Origin of the sequence: Vibrio sp. B1FLJ16 (genome assembly GCF_905175385.1) — a bacterium.
Classification (GTDB): domain Bacteria; phylum Pseudomonadota; class Gammaproteobacteria; order Enterobacterales; family Vibrionaceae; genus Vibrio.
The window spans coordinates 2,398,148-2,416,404 of record NZ_HG992749.1 but is presented as its reverse complement, the minus strand read 5'-3'; the positions used below and the strand labels follow the sequence as shown (position 1 = coordinate 2,416,404).

The following is an 18,257-nucleotide window of genomic DNA, read 5'->3' as shown; positions in this document are numbered from 1 at the left end:
AGATGTATTTGCAGCCGCATCTATATTTCATGCAGCCTTGCAGTAATTAGGCAATGAAAGACAAACATTCTTCATGGAAAACCAGTAGTGGAGTGATAACTTTATTACTGGTTTTGCCGATCTTAGCGATCTTCTACACCGCAATTGGTGAAACGGATGAGCTGTTTGCCCACCTGATGGCAACGGTTATGCCGACCTATATCTTTAATACTGTCGCGCTTACGGTTGGTGTGATGGTGTTGTCTTTAATCTTTGGTATTCCGTGTGCATGGTTAATGGCCATGTGTAAACTGCCGTCGGAAAAGTGGTTGCAGTGGGCTTTGGTGCTGCCTCTGGCGATGCCTGGGTATATCATCGGCTATATTTTTACCGACTGGTTTGATTTTGCCGGACCGATACAAATTTTCTTACGTGAGATAACCGGATGGGGACCAAGAGAATACTGGTTCCCTGATATCCGTACATTATCTGGTGCGACATTTGTACTTTCTCTCGTTTTATATCCGTACGTGTATCTCCTTTGCCGCGCTGCATTTATGGAGCAGAACGTTTCGCTGCTACAAAGTGCCCGCCTGCTGAAGTGCTCTCCGTGGGAAAGTTTCTGGCGTATTTCGTTGCCGTTAGTGCGTCCGTCTATAGCTGTTGGTCTGTCGCTTGTCGCGATGGAGACTATTGGTGATTTTGGTACTGTCAGTTACTTTGCAGTTAATACTCTGACGACCGCGGTCTATGATACCTGGCTTGGTTATTCCAACCTTAATGCTGCCGCTAAGATTTCTGCGATCATGCTGGTGATCGTTGTATTGCTGCTGAGCACAGAACGATACAGTCGCAGAAAGCAGAAGTTGTTTCAGAGCCAGTTTAATAGCCATGAAGACTTTCGTTATGAGTTGACGGGGTGGAAAAAATGGGCCGCATTGATCTGGTGCTGGGGATTGGTTTTAATCGCATTCATTCTGCCATTGATGCAATTGATTGATTATTCGATTACTTACTTCTCTCAAAGCTGGACGCCTCAGTTCCGTGAATATGCCTGGAACAGTTTGGTTGTATCTGTCATTGCTGCCATCATCGGTGTCGCTGTAGCGCTGGTCGTGAACTTTACCAACCGGGTGAGTGGTAGACCTAGTACACTGGCATTCATGCGCTTATCGTCAATGGGTTATGCTGTTCCGGGGACGGTACTGGCAATTGGTGTCATGGTAGCGGTTTTGTTCATGGATCACAGAGTGAATGATATTGCGAAAGCGATGGAGTGGGGAAGGCCTGGGTTGATTTTCTCTGGCTCAATGTTTGCGTTGATTTTCGCCATGGTGGTGCGTTTCTCCGCGGTAGCAATTGGTAGTATCGAGAGTAACTTAAACAAAATCTCTCCTTCGCTGGATATGGCATCTCGTACGATGGGTTGTACGCCGAATGTGATGCTGTGGCGTGTGCATTTCCCCCTGGTTAAACGTGGTGCGCTTATTGCTGCGCTGCTGGTGTTCATTGAGTCAATGAAAGAGCTCAACGCCGCATTGTTGCTTCGTCCATTCAACTTTGAAACCCTTGCTACTTATGTTTATAACTTCGCCTCGGATGAGCATTTAGAATTGGCAGCTTTGCCTGCTGTACTGTTAGTTCTTGTCGGACTAATTCCGCTTGTTGTCGTTAACCGTTCACTGGAGCAAAATCACTGATGAGCTGCGCATTATCAATTAGAAATTTGACCTGCCAATATGATGATCAGACCGTTTTAGAATCTTTGTCATTAGAGGTCGAGCAAGGTCAGATAGTGTGTTTGCTAGGCGCCAGTGGTTGTGGCAAAACTACTTTGCTAAAAGCCGTTGCGGGTCTGTTACCCCTGTCTTCCGGTCAAATGAGCCTGAACTGCGTGACGATTGATGACGGTGAAAACTGGTTACCACCTGAGCAACGTAATATCGGTATGATTTTCCAGGATTATGCCTTGTTTCCTCACTTAACGGTTGCTGAGAACATCGCTTTTGGCCTTAAGAATGAAACCGCTCAGCAGAAGCTTTTTAAAGTCGAAGAGATGCTGGGATTAGTGCACCTGAAAGGTTATGGAGAGCGTTACCCGCATCAGCTTTCTGGTGGCCAGCAACAACGTGTAGCGATCGCACGTTCGCTCGCTTACAAGCCGGATCTGCTATTGCTTGATGAACCCTTCTCCAACATTGATACCCAAGTTCGCCACGAACTGATTCGTGAGATTCGAAAGATCTTTAAGCAACAGGGTGTAACGGCAATCTTTGTTACTCACAGCAGGGAAGAAGCTTTTGCTTTTGCGGACAAGATGGCAGTGATGAATCATGGTGTTATCGAGCAATATGGCACTGCTTCAGAATTGTATTACCGACCATCGAGTAAGTTTGTTGCTGATTTCTTAGGTGGCGGTAGCTATCTGGCTGCTACGCGAGTTTCAGAATCTGAGTTCGAAACTCATTTAGGTGTGGTAGAAGCGAGTGCGCAGCAGGATATTCAGATACAAGCTGATTGTGCTTTGTTGCTGAGGCCACAGCATATACAAATTCAGGCAGATCAGGATAGTGCGGTGAAAGTGTTAGAGCAGCACTTTATGGGAGATCACTGTCGCTATGTTATTGATGTCAATGGTGATCGTTTGTTAGCGACCTCTTCACAAGCTTTGAACATTGGTGATAGTGTTGCAGTAAGCGTGGATACGCAGGGCGTGCTGGCTTTCGCTTAAATTGATCTGTACCAAGGCATGTGTACCGAAAGAAAAAATGTACAGAAAGGAAAAAGGCCCGGCGGTGATGCCGGGCAAGTGTCCTTCGTCCTTAGCTTAACTTAGTCAGAATAACCAAGCTTTCGCCGACGTGCTTGAAGCGGGCACAAGGTCAGTTATAAAGACAGGAAGTCTTTGAACTGCTGAAGAACACGTTCCGCATTGTCTTTGTCTTGCATCTCTGCAAAAATACGTAGTAGAGGCTCAGTGCCTGAGAAGCGAGCGATGATCCAGCCCCCATTCCTGAAGTAGACTTTTGCGCCATCATCGTAGCTGACTTTTTCAATCTCAAATTCGAACCTAGGAAGCTGCTTCTCAACATATATCTTGTTGAACAAGGCTTCTTTTTGCGCAGGTTTGAATTTGCAATCGCCTTCTGCCATATAGGCGTAGCCGTACTTACCGTAAATTTCATCTAACAGTTCAGATAGCTTTTTACCGGTAACAGAAATCATCTCTACCAGCAGGCTGGAAGCGAAAACACCATCTTTGCCTTTAATGTGGCCGCGAATAGTCAAACCACCAGAGCTTTCACCGCCGATAAGAGAATCATCGGCTTCCATTTGTGAGCTGATGTGCTTAAAGCCTACCGGAACCTCAAAGCATTTTTCACCATGATCTTCTGCAATCTTATCTAGCAGATGTGTCGTTGCGATGTTACGTACTACAGAGCCTTTCCAGCCTTTGTATTTGAGTAAGTAGTAGTACAGTAAGATCAGTACTTCATTTGGATGAATAAAGTTACCTTTTTCATCAATGATACCTAAGCGGTCGGCATCACCATCGGTACCGATACCAATGTCATAACCTTCCTGAGCGACGAGGTGCATCAGACGGTAAAGTGTGGCGGCACTCGGTGAGGGCATTAAGCCACCAAAGTCCGGGTTTTTGCCATCATTAATCACGTCTACTTCACAGCGGCCGTTAATCAAGACCGTTTGCAGCGCATTTTTTGCTACCCCAAACATAGGGTCGATAAGTACGCGAAGGTTGGCTTTTTTGATTGCTTCTATATCGACAAAGTTAATAATCGAATCAACGAATTCGTTCATCGGATTAATAACCTGAATAAGCTGATCTTCAACAGCCTGATCAAAGTCGATGCTTTTGACATCGTTTGCCGTGAGTGTCGCGATTTGCGTTTCAATCTTCTGAGTAATGATTTCATCAGCGTCACGACCGCCTTCGATAAAGACTTTGACTCCATTGTAGTCCGCAGGGTTGTGTGAAGCGGTAATACAAGCAGAGTAAGCACAGTTCATCTCTTTCGCCTGGAACATGACGATTGGTGTCGGAACGAACTTATCTATGAAGCTGACAACCACACCGTTGGCAGCCAAAACTTCAGCAAACCAGCGACCAGCCTTGTCAGAAAGGAAGCGGCGGTCGTAGCCGATAACAAAGCCACGCTCTGCTACAGATTCAGCATTAGTGATGTTTGCAACCGCTTGAGCAACCAGACGTACATTCTCTTTGGTGAACTCTTCACCTATAAATGCACGCCAGCCGCCTGTACCAAATTTGATCATAATTTGATCCTCAATAAGAGCGGCAATACGCCGCATCTCAAAATATTTATAATGAAAATCTGTTGCTAGCGAATCCACTACAGTGACTCTAGGTGAGCAAATGCAGTGGACTTATGTAAAATGGATTAACCCAAAGTACCTTACCCTAGAGTAACAATGACTTCGTTAACTGAACCTTCAGCTTGCACAGGTACTGATGCCTCATTAACCGCTTCACCGTTAAGAGTGATAGATTTCACCCCTTTGCTGACAGAATTCGGGTTAACTACTTTGATGTTGTAGGTAGCACCCAGCCACTGACGAGTTACTTCAAATCCAGGCCAGTCGGTCGGGATACACGGGTCGATAGTCAGGCCATCGAAACCAGTACGTACACCAAGAATGAAGTTCGTTACTGCGAAGTAAGCCCAGCCAGAGGTACCTGTCAGCCATGGGTGATTTGCACGACCATGATCCTGGTGGTCACGCCCCATGATGAACTGAACGTAGGAGTATGGTTCAGCGATACGTTTTTCGATGATGTCGTTCTGGTTGTACGGGTTTAGCGCGTCGTAGAACTTCATTGCACGATCACCACGGCCCAGCTTCGCTTCTGCTACCCAAGCCCATGGGTTTGGATGAGAGAAAATAGCGCCATTTTCTTTAACGCCCTGGTATACGCGAGTTACGAAACCAATGTCGTCGTTTGGTGTTGCAAAAGAAGGTGAGTTCAGGTGCAGGCCGTATTCAGAGAACAGGTTCTCATCGACAGCATCCATTGCTTTCTCACCGCGTTCCTGAGATACCGCGCCAGAAAGGACTGCCAGAGTATTTGACTCAAGATGCACACGGCCTTCTTTCTGTTGTGCAGTACCGATCTTGTCGCCGTTCTTCGTTAGACCACGGATGTACCAGCCGCCTTCTTCATCCCACAAGTGCGTTTCACACGCTTCGCGAACGTTAGCCGCCATAGCCGTGTACTTCTCTACGTCGGCATCTCTACCCAGGTATTTCGCCAGATCGATGAACTCTTGCAGTGCCCAAAAATGCAGGAATGACACCATTGAAGATTCGCCACCACCTAAGTTCAGGCAGTCGTTCCAGTCGGCACGTAGGCCTTTACAGATACCGGTCTGACCTACGTACTCTGCAGAGAAGTCTAACGCTGCTTTCATATGGTCATATACAGTTGCGTCACCGCCATCTGCGTATGGAATCACTTCTTCAAAGAAACTGTGTTCGCCGGTTTCCATCACGTATTTACAGATGGTTGGTACTAACCATAGATGGTCATCAGAACAAGTATCTTCGATGCCATGGATCTTGTCTTCATCTGAAGGTGTTGGAACAACGGTTGGTGATTTAGATGGTTTAACATCTGCTTTCTCAGGATCGAACCAGTCTGGATCGAACAGGTGTAGACCATAACCTGCTTTCACTTGACCGCGTAGAAGATCAACGATACGTTTGCGCGTCATTTTCGGGTTAGCGTGAGGTACTGAAATTGCGTCTTGCGCCGTATCGCGGTAGCCAAGACCTGTACGACCGCCAACTTCGATAAAGGAGGCAAAGCGAGACCAAACTACACAAGTTTCTGCTTGGTATAGCGTCCAAGTGTTGATCATGGTATCCAGACCTTCATTTGGTGATTTCACCTGGAATTTTCCACAACGCTCATCCCAGTGTGCTTTAATACCCGCGAATGCGTTATCCACTTCTGCCAGGTTCTGGTATTTAGCACGCAGACGTTCGCCGTTACCTTTACCGATACCGAGGATGTAAGCGAAACGTACTTCTTCACCCGGTTGAATAGTGAACTGCTTGTGTAGAGAACCACAGTGGTTGTAACAAGTTTGCGCACTGTTGAAGCATTTCCCTTGCTCAACGGCTAGTGGGTTTGCTTCATCACGGTACAGACCCAGGAAGCTGTCACGCTGACCATCGTATGAATCTGGATCGAACGTAGATGCCAGGTAATAGAAGCCTTCGAAGTCATTAGTGTTGTAGTACAGATCGTATTCAATCACGCCATCTTTGTACGCCGTTCCTGCTGAATAGAGTGACATCTGATGGTTTTGGTTGTCTGACTGAATATGGCTGAATGAGAACTCAACAAATGAGAACGCACTGATAGTTCGTGGTTTGTCTGAAGTGTTTTTAATCACCACATCCCAAACTTCCGCGTCTTCGCCTTTTGGTACGAATAGCGTTTTAGTTGCTGAGATGCCGCTGTACTCACACTTAAACTTAGAGTAAGACAGACCGTGACGAACTTCATAGCTAGCTTCATCTAAGCTCTTAGCGACTGGCTGCCATGAGATTGACCAGTAGTCTCCCGTTTCATCATCACGAAGATAAACGTAGTGTCCAGGGCGATCGAAAGTTGCATTTGGACGAAACTTAGTAACACGGTTGTATTCTGGAGAGTTGTAGAACGAGTAGCCACCAGCGTTATTTGAAATAACTGTACAGAACTTTTCCGTACCTAGGTAGTTAGTCCAAGGTGCTGGTACATCTGGGCGAGTAATGACGTATTCACGATTCTCGTTATCGAAATAGCCGTATTTCATTTGTGTATTTCCTTTTTACAAAGCTGCCCTAGCAGCCAAAATTTAAAAATTATTGAAAGCTCAGCGTGTGGTGTATGGCGCTACGTTACTTCCATGGTTTACGGTAATTCACGCCTTGCAACTCGAGCAGAGGAAGGTGTCCTTTCAGGCGTGATAAATAGTCGGTCCAGTCCCGGTGTGGTTTATCGGTCCAGCAAGCTTCTGCTATTGCGGTCAGGCGCGGGAATACCATGTATTCCAGACGTGACCGGTTGTTGACAATTTCGCACCAAAGGGCGGCCTGAATGCCCCAGATACGTTTTCTTATCGGGTCATCATCTGCCACTTGTGAGAGTGGTTCATAGTTGTAGGCCGTTTCCAGTGGTATTGGGTTTGCCCAGTCCACTCCTGGCTCTTCTGGCGCGTAATCCTGGGTCATATCTAGGTAAGTGGTTTGCGCTGGTTGAAGTACCACATCAAAGCCCTGACGTGCGCAGTTTAGAGCTGCGTCTTCACTCAACCAGGAGTAAATAACCGTATCTTTACTCACTTTGTCGCCATGCTGAGCTTCCTCCCAACCGAGCATGCGCTTGCCAAGCTTGCGAAGTTTGTCTTCCGCGTAACGTAAAAAGTGGCCTTGCAGCTCTTTGTAATCGTTGTAGCCCAACTGCTCCATCAGGGTCTGGCAGGCGGGACTTTTCGACCATACGCCGTGTGGCACTTCATCTGCTCCGATATGTAAATAAGGGGCAGGGAAGAGTTCAGCAACTTCTTCCAGTACTTTATCGAGAAACTCGTAGCTGCCCGGAAGGGCTGGGTTAAGTACATTATCGCTATAGTGCTGAATACTGCGGTATTCGGTCGTGTCATCTTTGTCCACTAACAAATGTGGTAGTGACTTGATGGCGGCACGACAGTGACCCGGAACATCAATTTCTGGTATGACGGTGATGCCACGCTGTGATGCGTAGGCCACCACTTCTTTAATTTCTTCCTGGGTATAGAAGCCACCATAGCGCTGAGAAAAGTGTGTGTACTGAGGCTCAATGGTTTCATCTAATCCACGCCATGCGCCGATGTCTGTCAGCTCGGGCAGTGACTTTATTTCTATACGCCATCCTTCATCATCAGTGAGATGCCAGTGGAATGCATTGAGCTTGTAGTGGGCTAACTGGTTAATAAGACGCTTTACCTGCTCTACAGAGTGAAAATGGCGAGCACAATCGAGCATCATTCCGCGATAGCGGAAGCGAGGACGATCTTTAATCGAGCAGCAAGCGACTTCCATAGCATCACCTTGAGCACTTCTCTTGATAAGTTGCAGCAAGCTGGCACAGGCGTGAATAAAGCCTGATGATGAACCTGCTTCGATTTTAATCGATGCTTCGGTCACTTTTAGTTTGTATGCACCTTCATCTAGCGTCGGGTTGCCTTTGAAGATGATCTGACTGTTATTGGCAGTAGAAATCTCAAACTGGTGAATGCGCTGAAGTTCCTCGATCAACCATTCTTTGGCTGAACCTGCTAAATCCGAGTAAACGGAAATACCGGCTTTTTCAGTCAGCGTGAAGTAATTGTCATCCACTTCAATGAAGTTAGGTTTTGGTAGTAATGGTTGTGGGTGAGCATTACTAGACGGAATTTCACTGCGCTCGCGGTAAGGTGACGCCAGGACAATAGGTGTTACATCAACCTCAGCGCGTTGGGCGTTTCCGTTGAGGACAAACTCAACCAGAGCTTCATTAAAGCCGTCGGAGTAGTAGCGGAATGGGTTTGAGCCAATACTGAACTCACAGTAAAAGTTGTGATTTGCTGCTAATACCATGCCTTCGGGTTTTAAAGTACAAAAGCTGCCCACTTGTTTAAGCAGGCCATGGGATACACTGTCGGGCAGAGTGTATCGGTCAAAAGCAAAAGTAAGTTGCCAATCGTGAAGATCCTGATCACTTAGATTATGAAAAGTCAGGCCAAATCGGCAGTTTTGTTTTTGTTCTGATAGAACAACAAGGTCAAGACGATATTCCATATCTACTCCTACTTTACCGTTAACGAGTAAAGGTTGTGCTCCGGTTTTCCGGCGAACATGATCGCGCCGTCAATCGCGTCAAACTGAGGCTCGACGATCCACTGCTGAACGGGTGGAGAAAGCCAGTGCAAAATACGTTCGGCAATACTGCCCATCAGGCAAATGCGCGTAGCGCCACGTTTGTTTAATGCCACAAGAAACATTTCTATGTCGGAGGCGGTCTGTTTCAGCATTTCAATCGCCAGTTCATCGCCTCGTTGTGCATATTGAAAGATTGCTGGAGAAAACTGCCCGTAATCTCGGGGCAGGGCTTGTTTGGACCAAGCCACCACGTTGTCTACGTCGTTTTCGAAATGTGCCATTACGTATTCGGCAAGTGGCGTTTTTTCTCGGATGCCATCTTGTGCCAACAGAACCTGCTGTATCAGGTGTAGGCCCATTACTGCTCCACTGCCTTGATCTGAGATAGGAAACTCCCGGCCGCCCACCACATGCTGTTCAAGCCCTTTCAGGTAGATACCGCAGGAGCCGGTTCCTGCAATCATGATTGCGCCGTCTTTACCGTTATGCGCGCCAAGACAAGCACCGTACGCGTCGGTATTTAACGTCATGCTGGCAAACGGGTGGAGAAGAGACATAAATGCTTGCCAGGATGCTTTGTGCTCAGCACCTGCCAATGCAAGGCCTACGTGCATGGATGAAAAGTCTTGCTGAGACAAGCCACCTTGCCCTGCCGCTAAAGTAATGGCGTCGATTATTGAAGCCATTGCAGTTTCAGCACCCAACATGATGTTGGCACTGCCGGTTTTGGCTTCACCCAGAAAATTACCTTGAGCGTCTTTAATGCGGGCGCGGCAGGAGGTGCCACCACCATCGATACCTACAAAATACATACCCATGACTACTGCTCCTTCATTTCTTGAGCTATCGCTACACTTGAGCAGTGTTGCGCCTGGCTCATGATAGCGAGTAAGTACCAGGCACCATGGGGGATCCATTGTTCTCCCCAGCGCCAGTTTTGCAGCATGTCGTCTTTTTGTGCTGGTGGATTGAAGGCAATGTCTTCTTCATCTTCGAAGCCGCCTGTAATGCCATTGCACACACCACCTTTAGCATTGAAAAAACCATACTGCGGCAGATAATCCGGGTTATTATGACCGTGTCCGTCTAGCATGCACATATCGTAAGGGTTGAGGCCAACGATCCAGTTGAGTGCGTTTTGTGCAAAATGCAGCAGCTGTTGTTGTGTCTCAGGTGACTTAATATAGGGCATAGCCAGGAACGCCATTGATGCTAAAGAGCCCAAGCGTGCGTTCTCACCTTGCCACCAGTAGCCTGATTCATTGTTATGCGCAACAAAGAACGCTTCACGCTTGGCCTCATCGATTCCCTTGACGTACTGACGAGGGTAACCAAATGGGTTGGTGGTGTTATTGGTGATCGCTAACTCAAATTCACAGGCCAGACTGACAACCTGGCTGATGGACTCAACTAATTCTGCGTCGTCTTCAATGGACAGATACTCACACAGCGCAATAACCGGTAATCCTGCTTCTGCTGCATGGAAATAAGGTCGGCTGCCATCCCGGTTAGCAGACCAGTAGTATTCGATATTTTCATCGCTCATCTGGCGATTGGCTAAGCGAGCTGCCCATTGGCGGCTTTCTTCCAGATAACGGGGTTCTTTAGTGGTTTTAAACAGTTCAGTAGTCGCTAACAGAGCACAGTATTCATCAATGATGTTTTCTTCTCCGTCATTGAGATATTGCTCGTTGTACTCTTTCAGGTGCCAGTAGCCGTTCTCTGCAGCATTCAGGTATTTCTGCTGATCGAACTCACCATGAACGTCTAAGCGAGATGCTGCCGCGAGTGAGGCAATTGCGACACCGCCGCCTTGCCTGAAGCCTGCTTGATAGTCATCGAACTTATGTCCGAGTTGCGTTTCGTACGCACAAATTTCTCGCTGAGCGGTATCTTTACTCCATTTATCAAACACGGTCATGTAAAAGAAACCTTGTTCGTTTTGCATACGAACAAGAAAATCTGCGCCAAACAGCGCTTCTTCAACAAGACGTGTACGTGTGAACGCAGCGATACTTTCGCTGTCCTCAAGTAAAGAAAGTCCCTTAAGCATATTCCAGACGACCATCGGTGTTTGCTGAGGGTTCAGGTAGTTGGCGTAAGAGAGGTGGCTCAAATATTTGCTGACATCACCCGAGGCGTCGTACCAGCCGCCGTGAACATCGGCAGTTTGGTCGGAATTTAAGATTGGGGCTTGGCGATCACTCTGATCAAAAATGCCACCACAACGCTGAGATTTAAAGTAATGGATCACATCAGACAGGGTTCGGTCCAGCAACAGTTGCTCACCGATTTCGAACTGGGATGAACACACATCTTTAAATTGAAGATAATAGTGGCCCGGAGTGACAACCGAAGAGAAGTCAATGAGATAGAAATAGCCCTGATGCCAGTTTGCTACTTTACCTTGCTCTTGTAACTTAAATGTCGCTACTGTTTGCGCGCTTTCAGCACATATTAATAAAACACTGTCATCTGACAAATGAGGTTGTTCGGTCTGGATGACCGCTTTTTTCTGGCCCAGACGCTCATAACCAATGTGATTGGTGAGTAGCAGCATTCAATGTCTCCGCGAAACAAAAAAGATAGAAATGGGTCAGTTTTAACCTGACCCTTATGTGTAATGGCGTTTGTGGTTAGTCTTCAAATAGGTAACAACGAACAAAGTGGTTGTCTGAGAGCTGGGTAATACCAGGTAACTGCTGACGACATTTGTCTGTTGCATGTACGCATCGGCCTGCGAATGGACAACCAACTGAGTCCGGAGTCCAAAGCGGTATCTCTCCTTTGTTACCTTTTAGTTTCTCGTGAATCGATTTCGATGGATCCGGAACCGCAGACACGAGCAGCTGGGTGTACGGGTGTTGAGGATCATGAATGATTTCCTCTGTGTCGCCCCATTCAACCATGTGACCAACGTACATCACTGCTAAGTCTTCTGCGATGTAACGTGCTGTAGCGATATCGTGGGTGATGTACAGCAGAGACATTTGTTTTTCGAACTTCATCTCTTCCATCAGGTTGAGAACACCTGCACGAATCGATACATCCAGCATGGAAGTCGGTTCGTCAGCCAGGACCACTTCTGCCCCAACCGCGATGTTACGAGCGAGGTTGACACGCTGCCGCTGACCACCAGAAAGCTGGTGAGGGAATTTTTGTGCGGTCTCTTTCGGTGGAATAAGACCTACTTGTTCCAGTAAGTCATACACGCGTTCTTCCAGCTCTTTCTTGTTGCCTGGCGATACTTTCTTATGAATGAGCAGTGGTCGCGCAATGTGGTGAAAGATATTGTGTGTTGGGTTTAGCGAACCAAAAGGGTCCTGCCAGACCATTTGTACGCCTTCACGGTAAGTCATCAGATCGTGTTTAGATTTGATGTCTTGAATATCGCGACCCTTGTATTCGATGATGCCATCAGACGGGGCATACATTTTTGCGATCATTTTCGCAGTCGTAGATTTACCTGAACCAGATTCACCAACGACAGACAAACCGCGGCTTTTATACATTTTGAACGATACGTCATTAATCGCACGCATCTTAGACTGCTTGATAGAGTTGCTATTTAGCGGGAAGTCCTTAACGACATTTTTACCCTCAATCAGCAGTTCACCGAGTTGTTTGCTCATAATTCTCTCCAGTGTAATTTTGTTCGTAGCTAGCGTGATTTCGGGTTGTTAAACCTTAGCTTGAGCAATGGTTTCGCCGTACAAATGGCAGTTTGAGAAACGACCTGGTTCAATCTGGCGCAACTGAGTCGGCACTTTTGTACAAGCTTCATGGACACGATCACAGCGAGCCTGGAAACGACAGCCTTGCGGAATCTCAAGCAAGTTCAGCGGATTGCCCGGGATGCCTGTCAGCTTTGTTTTTGGACCAGTGAGCGGAGGGAAAGAGCTACCCAAACCTTTTGTGTATGGGTGGTAAGGGCTTTGCAGAATTTCTTTCGAAGGTGCAACTTCAATCAGTTCCCCTGAGTACATGATTCCGATGCGGTCAGAGAATTCCACCATCAATGACAAGTCGTGGGTAATGAACAAGATTGAAAATCCGAACTCTTCTTTTAGAGCATAAATCTTTTGCAGGATTTCACGCTGAACAACTACGTCGAGTGCTGTTGTTGGTTCATCCATAATGATCATCTTTGGATTCAGCGCCAGAGCGATCGCAATAACTAAACGCTGACGCATTCCGCCTGAGAACTGGTGCGGATAGTCATTAAGTCGACTCGGGTGGATATCAACAATTTCCAGAAGACCTTCAGCGCGGCGTTTTGCCTGTTCGCGAGTCATGTTGGTATGGCGCATGATAACGTCGCAGAACTGCTCTTCCATAGTGAGTACAGGGTTAAGTGCGTTCATCGCACTCTGGAACACCATAGACATCTCACTCCAGCGGAAAGCCTGCATACGGTCATCACTGTATTTAAGAATGTCTTCACCATTGAAGATAACTTCGCCACCGGTAATGAATGCTGGCGGCTTATGTAAACGCATCAGGGAGAAAGCAACGGTTGATTTACCACAGCCAGACTCTCCAGCCAGGCCAAATACTTCGCCCGGTGCAATATCAAAGCTGACGTTATTACAGGCGCGGACATCGCCCGCATCGGTAATGTAATCTACGCATAGGTTACGGATAGAAATTAGTGGTGCAGTCATGATTATTTATCTCCGCTCACTAGTGCATTTTGTGTTGCCAGTTCAGGCTCACGTTCTTTCTTGTCTTTCGCTGCTAGCTTTTTCCAGCGCTTCATACCTTTATGAGAGCGAAGTTGCGGGTTAGCAATTTCGTCTACGGCGAAGTTAAGCAGAGCAAGACCTGTCACGAGTACTGTTAGTGCGATACAAGGTGCTAACACTTCCCACCATGCGCCAATCAGCATTGCTGAAGAGGTCTGAACGTTGTAAAGCATGATGCCCCAACTGATGGTATTAGCGTCGCCTAGACCCAGGAACGAAATGACAGCTTCGGTGTTGATAGCCAGCATTACCGAGCCGATAAAGCTTGCGCCAACGATAGGGATAAGGTTTGGTAAAATCTCAACAAATATGATGCGGAATGAAGATTCACCCAGCACTTCAGCTGCTTTTACGAACTCTTTTTCACGCAGTGCCATGGTTTGAGAACGTACAACTCGAGCCCCCCATGCCCAGGACGTACCTGCAATGATTAAGGCGATAGTGAGAGGTCCGGCTTCGCCGATAAATGCAGCGAGTACGAATAGCAACGGATATTGAGGAATGACCAGCATGATGTTCATGGCGGCACTTAAGATGTCATCGACTTTGCCACCAAAGTAACCGGCAGAAATACCGATAACTGTCGCTAAGAAGCAGACGATGATACCTGCGCCAAAGCCAACACCAAGAGATACACGGGCACCGTAAGCGACTTGTGACCAAATATCACGACCCATACGGCTAGTACCTAGTACGTGATCAGCTTTTTTAGACATGATTAACGTACGACGGTCATCAGCTAGATTTTTTGCAACCCAGCCATCAGGGTTGTTTTGTGCTTGTTTTACGACAAAGCTCGGGTATTCATGCGGATTACCCGTCCGTTTGTCTGGGGCGTGTTTTGTAATTAGGGGGGCAGCTACCGCGACGAAAATAAATAGCGTAACAATAGCTAAACCAATACGTGCGAAGGCGTTACCTAAGATTAGTTTAAATAAGTTTTTCATGATTATTTGCCTCCCTTACGTAGGCGAGGGTCTAGAATCATGTACAGCATGTCAGCCATTAGGTTGAAGCAAAGCATGAACATCGTCATGATGATTAGCTGACCTTGCAGTACCTGATAGTCTCGAGCGTGGATAGCGTTCAATAGCACTGTACCCAAACCAGGGTAGTTGAAAATCATTTCAATGATTAGCTGACCGCCAATTGCCATACCCAGTGACATTGAAAGGGCGGTTACACTTGGAAGCAGTGCATTTCGGGCTGCGTAGTTGAATACCACTCGGTTTTCACTCAGGCCTTTACCTTTCGCCATCGTGATGTAGTCCTCAGCCAACAGGTTGATCATGTTGTTACGCATGTTGACAAGGAAGCCACCAATTTGAACGATAGTTGCACAGAAAAGCGGTAGTACTGCGTGGTAGCCTACGTCTTTAATGAACTCCCAGTTCGTCCAGTCTGGTATCGTACCCGGCGTGTAAGCGTAACCAGATGGGAACCACTTCAAGCCGATTGCAAAGGTAAAGAGCGCTAGCATTGCAATAACCATTTGCGGAATAGCTTGAACGATCAGGGTTCCTGGCGTAACAAAAGCATCGTATTTGCTGCCACGTTTCCAGGCTGCAAAAATCCCCAGGACTGATGCGATAGAGAAAGAAAGTACAACCGCAGTGCCGGCAAGGAATAGTGACCAACCAAAGGCACTACCAAGCAACGAGTTTACAGAAAGCGGGTAGAACTGAATTGAAGTTCCGAGTTCCCAGCTAAGAATGTTCTTAATGTAAGACAGGTATTGAATGTAAATAGGACCATCAACAAATCCCAGCAGCTCTTTCATTGCTGCAATTCGTTCTGGTGTTACCTGTACTGAAGCGTTGGCAAACATCATGGTAACCGGGTCACCAGGCATTGCTCGCGGAATAATAAAGTTTAACGTCGCTGCAACTAAGAGCGCGACAAGATAGAACGACAAACGTCTTAAAAAATAACCCATAACTCACACCTTACTCACCCAGATATTTTTCTCTGTTTCTGGTTCCAGGTCGCCCCTAGCGAAATTTAGAGCGAAAAATCCCCTGACGACGTGCGCCATATATTGGTTCCGTTATGAGGGGATTTTATAGGCGGCATACGGAATGCATGCCGCTAGAAATGAACTTCTACTTATTTAACTGGTTTTAGGTCCAGTACGTGTAGTAGACGCTCAGGGATGCCAGCCCAAATGTTTGGACGACCCTTAGGATTTTCTTCGTTCCACCAACCAGTGAATCGAGTTGTGTTGTATTGGTACATGTAAGCACCAGACAGCACTGGGATGGTTACTTGGTCTGCTGCGATGATCTTCTGAATACCATGAGCGATTGCTAGCTGTTCTTGCTTATCAGCTGTCTTGTAGAAGCTGTTAAGTAGTTTGTCTAGCTGGTCATTTTTGTAGAAGTGCATTGCGAAACGAGGCATACCGTCACCAGACTGTAGCTTCGAGTTGTAAGCGCTGTCCCAGTACAAGTGTGGATCTGCACCGTGGAAGTAGTTGGTGTACGCTACGTCGTAAGTACCTTCTAGCATTGCTTGGTTGTATACCGAGAAATCTGGTGTACGAGCACGTGCTTTGATACCAACTTCAGCTAGCTGCTCAACTGCAAGTTGTACTGTGTTGTTAAAGTCTGTCCAACCGTTTGGAGACTGAATCAGAAGCTCAAAAGACTTACCTGATGGAGTGTCAACAAAACCGTCTTTGTTCACGTCTTTAAAGCCCGCTTTAGCTAGAAGGTCTTTAGCACCTTCAACGTTGTACGTGTTGAAACCTTTGTACTTGTTGTGTGTTGCTTCGTCAGACCAAGCTTCAAATGCGTAACCTAGACCTGATGCGAAGTCATTCACCGTGCCGCCACCGTAGAAAGCGATGTCGATGATAGTTTGACGGTCAAGAGCCATAGAGAACGCGCGACGGAAGTCTACGTTAGTTAGAGCTTCGTTTTTCGCTGCATCCGGGTTTTTGAAGTTCACTACGAACGCCTGAGTACCTGCTGGCGGGTACCAGTAGTGGTGGTTAGGGCTCGCAGCTGCGTACGTACGGTCAATGTCAGGTACGAATGAAGACGTCCAGTCCATCTCGCCGTTTACAACTTTACCCAGGAACTGGTCGTTGTTCGCGATTTGAGGAACTCGCAGACAGTCAACGTCCAGGTTGTCAGCATCCCAGTAATTCGGGTTTTGACATTGGATGTAAAGTTGAGGAGTGAAAGTGTCGATTACTGTGAAAGGACCTGAACCTACAGGGTTTTCGTTAGTAAATGTTGATGGGTCTTTCACTTTGCTCCATACGTGCTTAGGTACAACCGGTACTTTAGCAATTTCGTAAGGAACGTTTGAGTTTGCTTCGGCTAAGCGGAACTTAACTTGGTAGTTGTTAACTTTCTCTACGCCAGTAACCCAAGAGTTGATACCTGATTGGTCTAGTTCAGGCTTCTCTTTTACCAGGTTGAAAGAGTAAACAACATCGTCAGCAGTAAACGCTTGACCGTCAGACCATTTCACGCCTTTACGAATGTCGAAAGTTACGCTCATCAGGTCGTCAGCCATTTGGAAGTTTTCTGCTAGACGAAATACAGGTGTGTTACCGTGCATTTCGTTGAAAACAACAAGCGGCTCGTAGATAAAGTCGGTTGTTGTGTGCAGGTTAGTAGCACCCAAGAAAGGGTTAAAGTTACGAACAAAAGTCGTAAACTCTTTAGGGTGGATAGTCAGTTCACTGCGTTCAGCCGCAGTAGCTACCGATGCAAAACCTGTAGTAGCGGTAGCAATAATTGCTGTTGCTAGTGCTGTTTTTTTAATATTGGCAAGCATAGCTGTTCCTTACTGTTTGCTTCATTTCACTAAATGGAATTGAATGTCATCAATTGATAAACACTCGCCAAGACCTACCTCTTAGTTTTTCGCAACTTATGCTATTCGCATAACCTCACGCTAAGAGTGGCCTGTAGGCCTTTGGCAGGACTAAGAAAACACCTTATCCATAAAATAATCAAACTCGCATCCCGTCAAAAACGTTAAAAAGACCTTTCTCTACGTTATAAACGTCATTTTGTCTGCTTTTAAGGCAGTTTTGTTAGAAAAGTTAATGTTGATATGTGTCGCAGAGTGTGTCCTTATGAAATTTATGGGTTAGTAGTTGCTAACCATTTATGCCTCGTTCGTAGAGGGGTTTTATGGCGTTGTGTGGTTCGGCGATCTGGCTCACACGAGTAAAGTATGTTAATTCTTCAGATGAAATTTAATCTGCCGTTCTGTTGTGATTGAGTTCGCAATCTGTGTCAATTGTTTGTCAACTTACTGTTGCTTAGTGAATTGGCTCAGGTTTTCATCACTAGTTTATTACTCTTTGACATCCTTTTTTTATGATGAGAATGAAGTGTCGGTTTGCGCTTTCGCAAGTGAAATGATGACCGAAGTTTCAAAGGTTGTTTCTTTGCGACTGACTTATCTTTGAATAGTGCATTGAAACTCTGGCACACAAGACGAGTAAGTATTAACAAGAAAAGCTACGGGGTTAGTGGTTCTTGATTCTGAGGAAGATGGAGCCAAAGGCGATTAGAGTGGCAAAGGAAAATTATTTTCTTTGTATTGCTTAAAGGTCAACAGATCCTAACATTTGTG

The 18,257-nt window shown here is 46.5% G+C and carries 12 protein-coding genes; 2 read left to right on the top strand and 10 right to left on the bottom strand.

What is annotated here, in order from left to right:
- Positions 1–53 precede the first annotated feature (53 nt).
- Entirely contained in the window at positions 54–1,679 is a 1,626-nt protein-coding gene (locus tag KHN79_RS10900; protein WP_182008819.1) for an iron ABC transporter permease, read from the top strand.
- A complete protein-coding gene (locus tag KHN79_RS10895) occupies positions 1,679–2,710 on the top strand; it encodes an ABC transporter ATP-binding protein (RefSeq protein ID WP_182008818.1) in 1,032 nt (343 codons plus the stop codon). Before KHN79_RS10900 ends, KHN79_RS10895 begins: the two co-directional genes overlap by 1 nt.
- Positions 2,711–2,865: 155 nt before the next feature.
- Here the strand turns inward: KHN79_RS10895 and KHN79_RS10890 are convergent, their stop codons facing one another.
- The 10 genes from KHN79_RS10890 to KHN79_RS10845 all read right to left on the bottom strand — a co-directional run bounded on the left by KHN79_RS10890 (position 2,866) and on the right by KHN79_RS10845 (position 17,447).
- Entirely contained in the window at positions 2,866–4,278 is a 1,413-nt protein-coding gene (locus tag KHN79_RS10890; RefSeq protein ID WP_182008817.1) for a phosphoglucomutase/phosphomannomutase family protein, read from the bottom strand.
- A gap of 140 nt (positions 4,279–4,418) precedes the next feature.
- Complete coding sequence (locus KHN79_RS10885) at positions 4,419–6,827, bottom strand: N,N'-diacetylchitobiose phosphorylase (RefSeq protein WP_182008816.1); 2,409 nt, start codon at positions 6,825–6,827, stop codon at positions 4,419–4,421.
- An 85-nt stretch (positions 6,828–6,912) separates the two neighbouring features.
- Positions 6,913–8,832: a family 20 glycosylhydrolase gene (locus KHN79_RS10880; RefSeq protein ID WP_182008815.1), complete on the bottom strand. Its 1,920-nt coding sequence runs from the start codon at positions 8,830–8,832 to the stop codon at positions 6,913–6,915.
- An 8-nt stretch (positions 8,833–8,840) separates the two neighbouring features.
- The gene (locus tag KHN79_RS10875; protein ID WP_182008814.1) at positions 8,841–9,731 is read right to left on the bottom strand and encodes an N-acetylglucosamine kinase; all 891 of its coding nucleotides are present in this window, start codon (positions 9,729–9,731) and stop codon (positions 8,841–8,843) included.
- Between the two features lie 2 nt (positions 9,732–9,733).
- Positions 9,734–11,473, bottom strand: coding sequence for a glycoside hydrolase family 9 protein (locus KHN79_RS10870; RefSeq protein WP_182008813.1), 1,740 nt, complete (start codon positions 11,471–11,473; stop codon positions 9,734–9,736).
- Between the two features lie 76 nt (positions 11,474–11,549).
- Positions 11,550–12,545, bottom strand: coding sequence for an ABC transporter ATP-binding protein (locus KHN79_RS10865; RefSeq protein WP_182008812.1), 996 nt, complete (start codon positions 12,543–12,545; stop codon positions 11,550–11,552).
- A gap of 48 nt (positions 12,546–12,593) precedes the next feature.
- Positions 12,594–13,577, bottom strand: coding sequence for an ABC transporter ATP-binding protein (locus tag KHN79_RS10860; RefSeq protein ID WP_182008811.1), 984 nt, complete (start codon positions 13,575–13,577; stop codon positions 12,594–12,596).
- 2 nt (positions 13,578–13,579) lie between these two features.
- On the bottom strand, positions 13,580–14,605 hold the full coding sequence (locus KHN79_RS10855) for an ABC transporter permease (RefSeq protein WP_182008810.1): 1,026 nt from the start codon (positions 14,603–14,605) through the stop codon (positions 13,580–13,582).
- A gap of 2 nt (positions 14,606–14,607) precedes the next feature.
- Positions 14,608–15,594, bottom strand: a complete 987-nt coding sequence (locus KHN79_RS10850; protein ID WP_182008809.1) for an ABC transporter permease — start codon at positions 15,592–15,594, stop codon at positions 14,608–14,610.
- Between the two features lie 170 nt (positions 15,595–15,764).
- Positions 15,765–17,447, bottom strand: a complete 1,683-nt coding sequence (locus tag KHN79_RS10845; RefSeq protein ID WP_182008808.1) for an ABC transporter substrate-binding protein — start codon at positions 17,445–17,447, stop codon at positions 15,765–15,767.
- Positions 17,448–18,257: the final 810 nt, after the last annotated feature.

Coding starts and splice junctions, on each gene's coding strand:
- KHN79_RS10900 (WP_182008819.1), top strand. CDS start 54: ATGAAAGACAAACATTCTTCATGGAAAACCAGTAGTGGAGTGATAACT.
- KHN79_RS10895 (WP_182008818.1), top strand. CDS start 1,679: ATGAGCTGCGCATTATCAATTAGAAATTTGACCTGCCAATATGATGAT.
- KHN79_RS10890 (WP_182008817.1), bottom strand. CDS start 4,278: ATGATCAAATTTGGTACAGGCGGCTGGCGTGCATTTATAGGTGAAGAG.
- KHN79_RS10885 (WP_182008816.1), bottom strand. CDS start 6,827: ATGAAATACGGCTATTTCGATAACGAGAATCGTGAATACGTCATTACT.
- KHN79_RS10880 (WP_182008815.1), bottom strand. CDS start 8,832: ATGGAATATCGTCTTGACCTTGTTGTTCTATCAGAACAAAAACAAAAC.
- KHN79_RS10875 (WP_182008814.1), bottom strand. CDS start 9,731: ATGGGTATGTATTTTGTAGGTATCGATGGTGGTGGCACCTCCTGCCGC.
- KHN79_RS10870 (WP_182008813.1), bottom strand. CDS start 11,473: ATGCTGCTACTCACCAATCACATTGGTTATGAGCGTCTGGGCCAGAAA.
- KHN79_RS10865 (WP_182008812.1), bottom strand. CDS start 12,545: ATGAGCAAACAACTCGGTGAACTGCTGATTGAGGGTAAAAATGTCGTT.
- KHN79_RS10860 (WP_182008811.1), bottom strand. CDS start 13,577: ATGACTGCACCACTAATTTCTATCCGTAACCTATGCGTAGATTACATT.
- KHN79_RS10855 (WP_182008810.1), bottom strand. CDS start 14,605: ATGAAAAACTTATTTAAACTAATCTTAGGTAACGCCTTCGCACGTATT.
- KHN79_RS10850 (WP_182008809.1), bottom strand. CDS start 15,594: ATGGGTTATTTTTTAAGACGTTTGTCGTTCTATCTTGTCGCGCTCTTA.
- KHN79_RS10845 (WP_182008808.1), bottom strand. CDS start 17,447: ATGCTTGCCAATATTAAAAAAACAGCACTAGCAACAGCAATTATTGCT.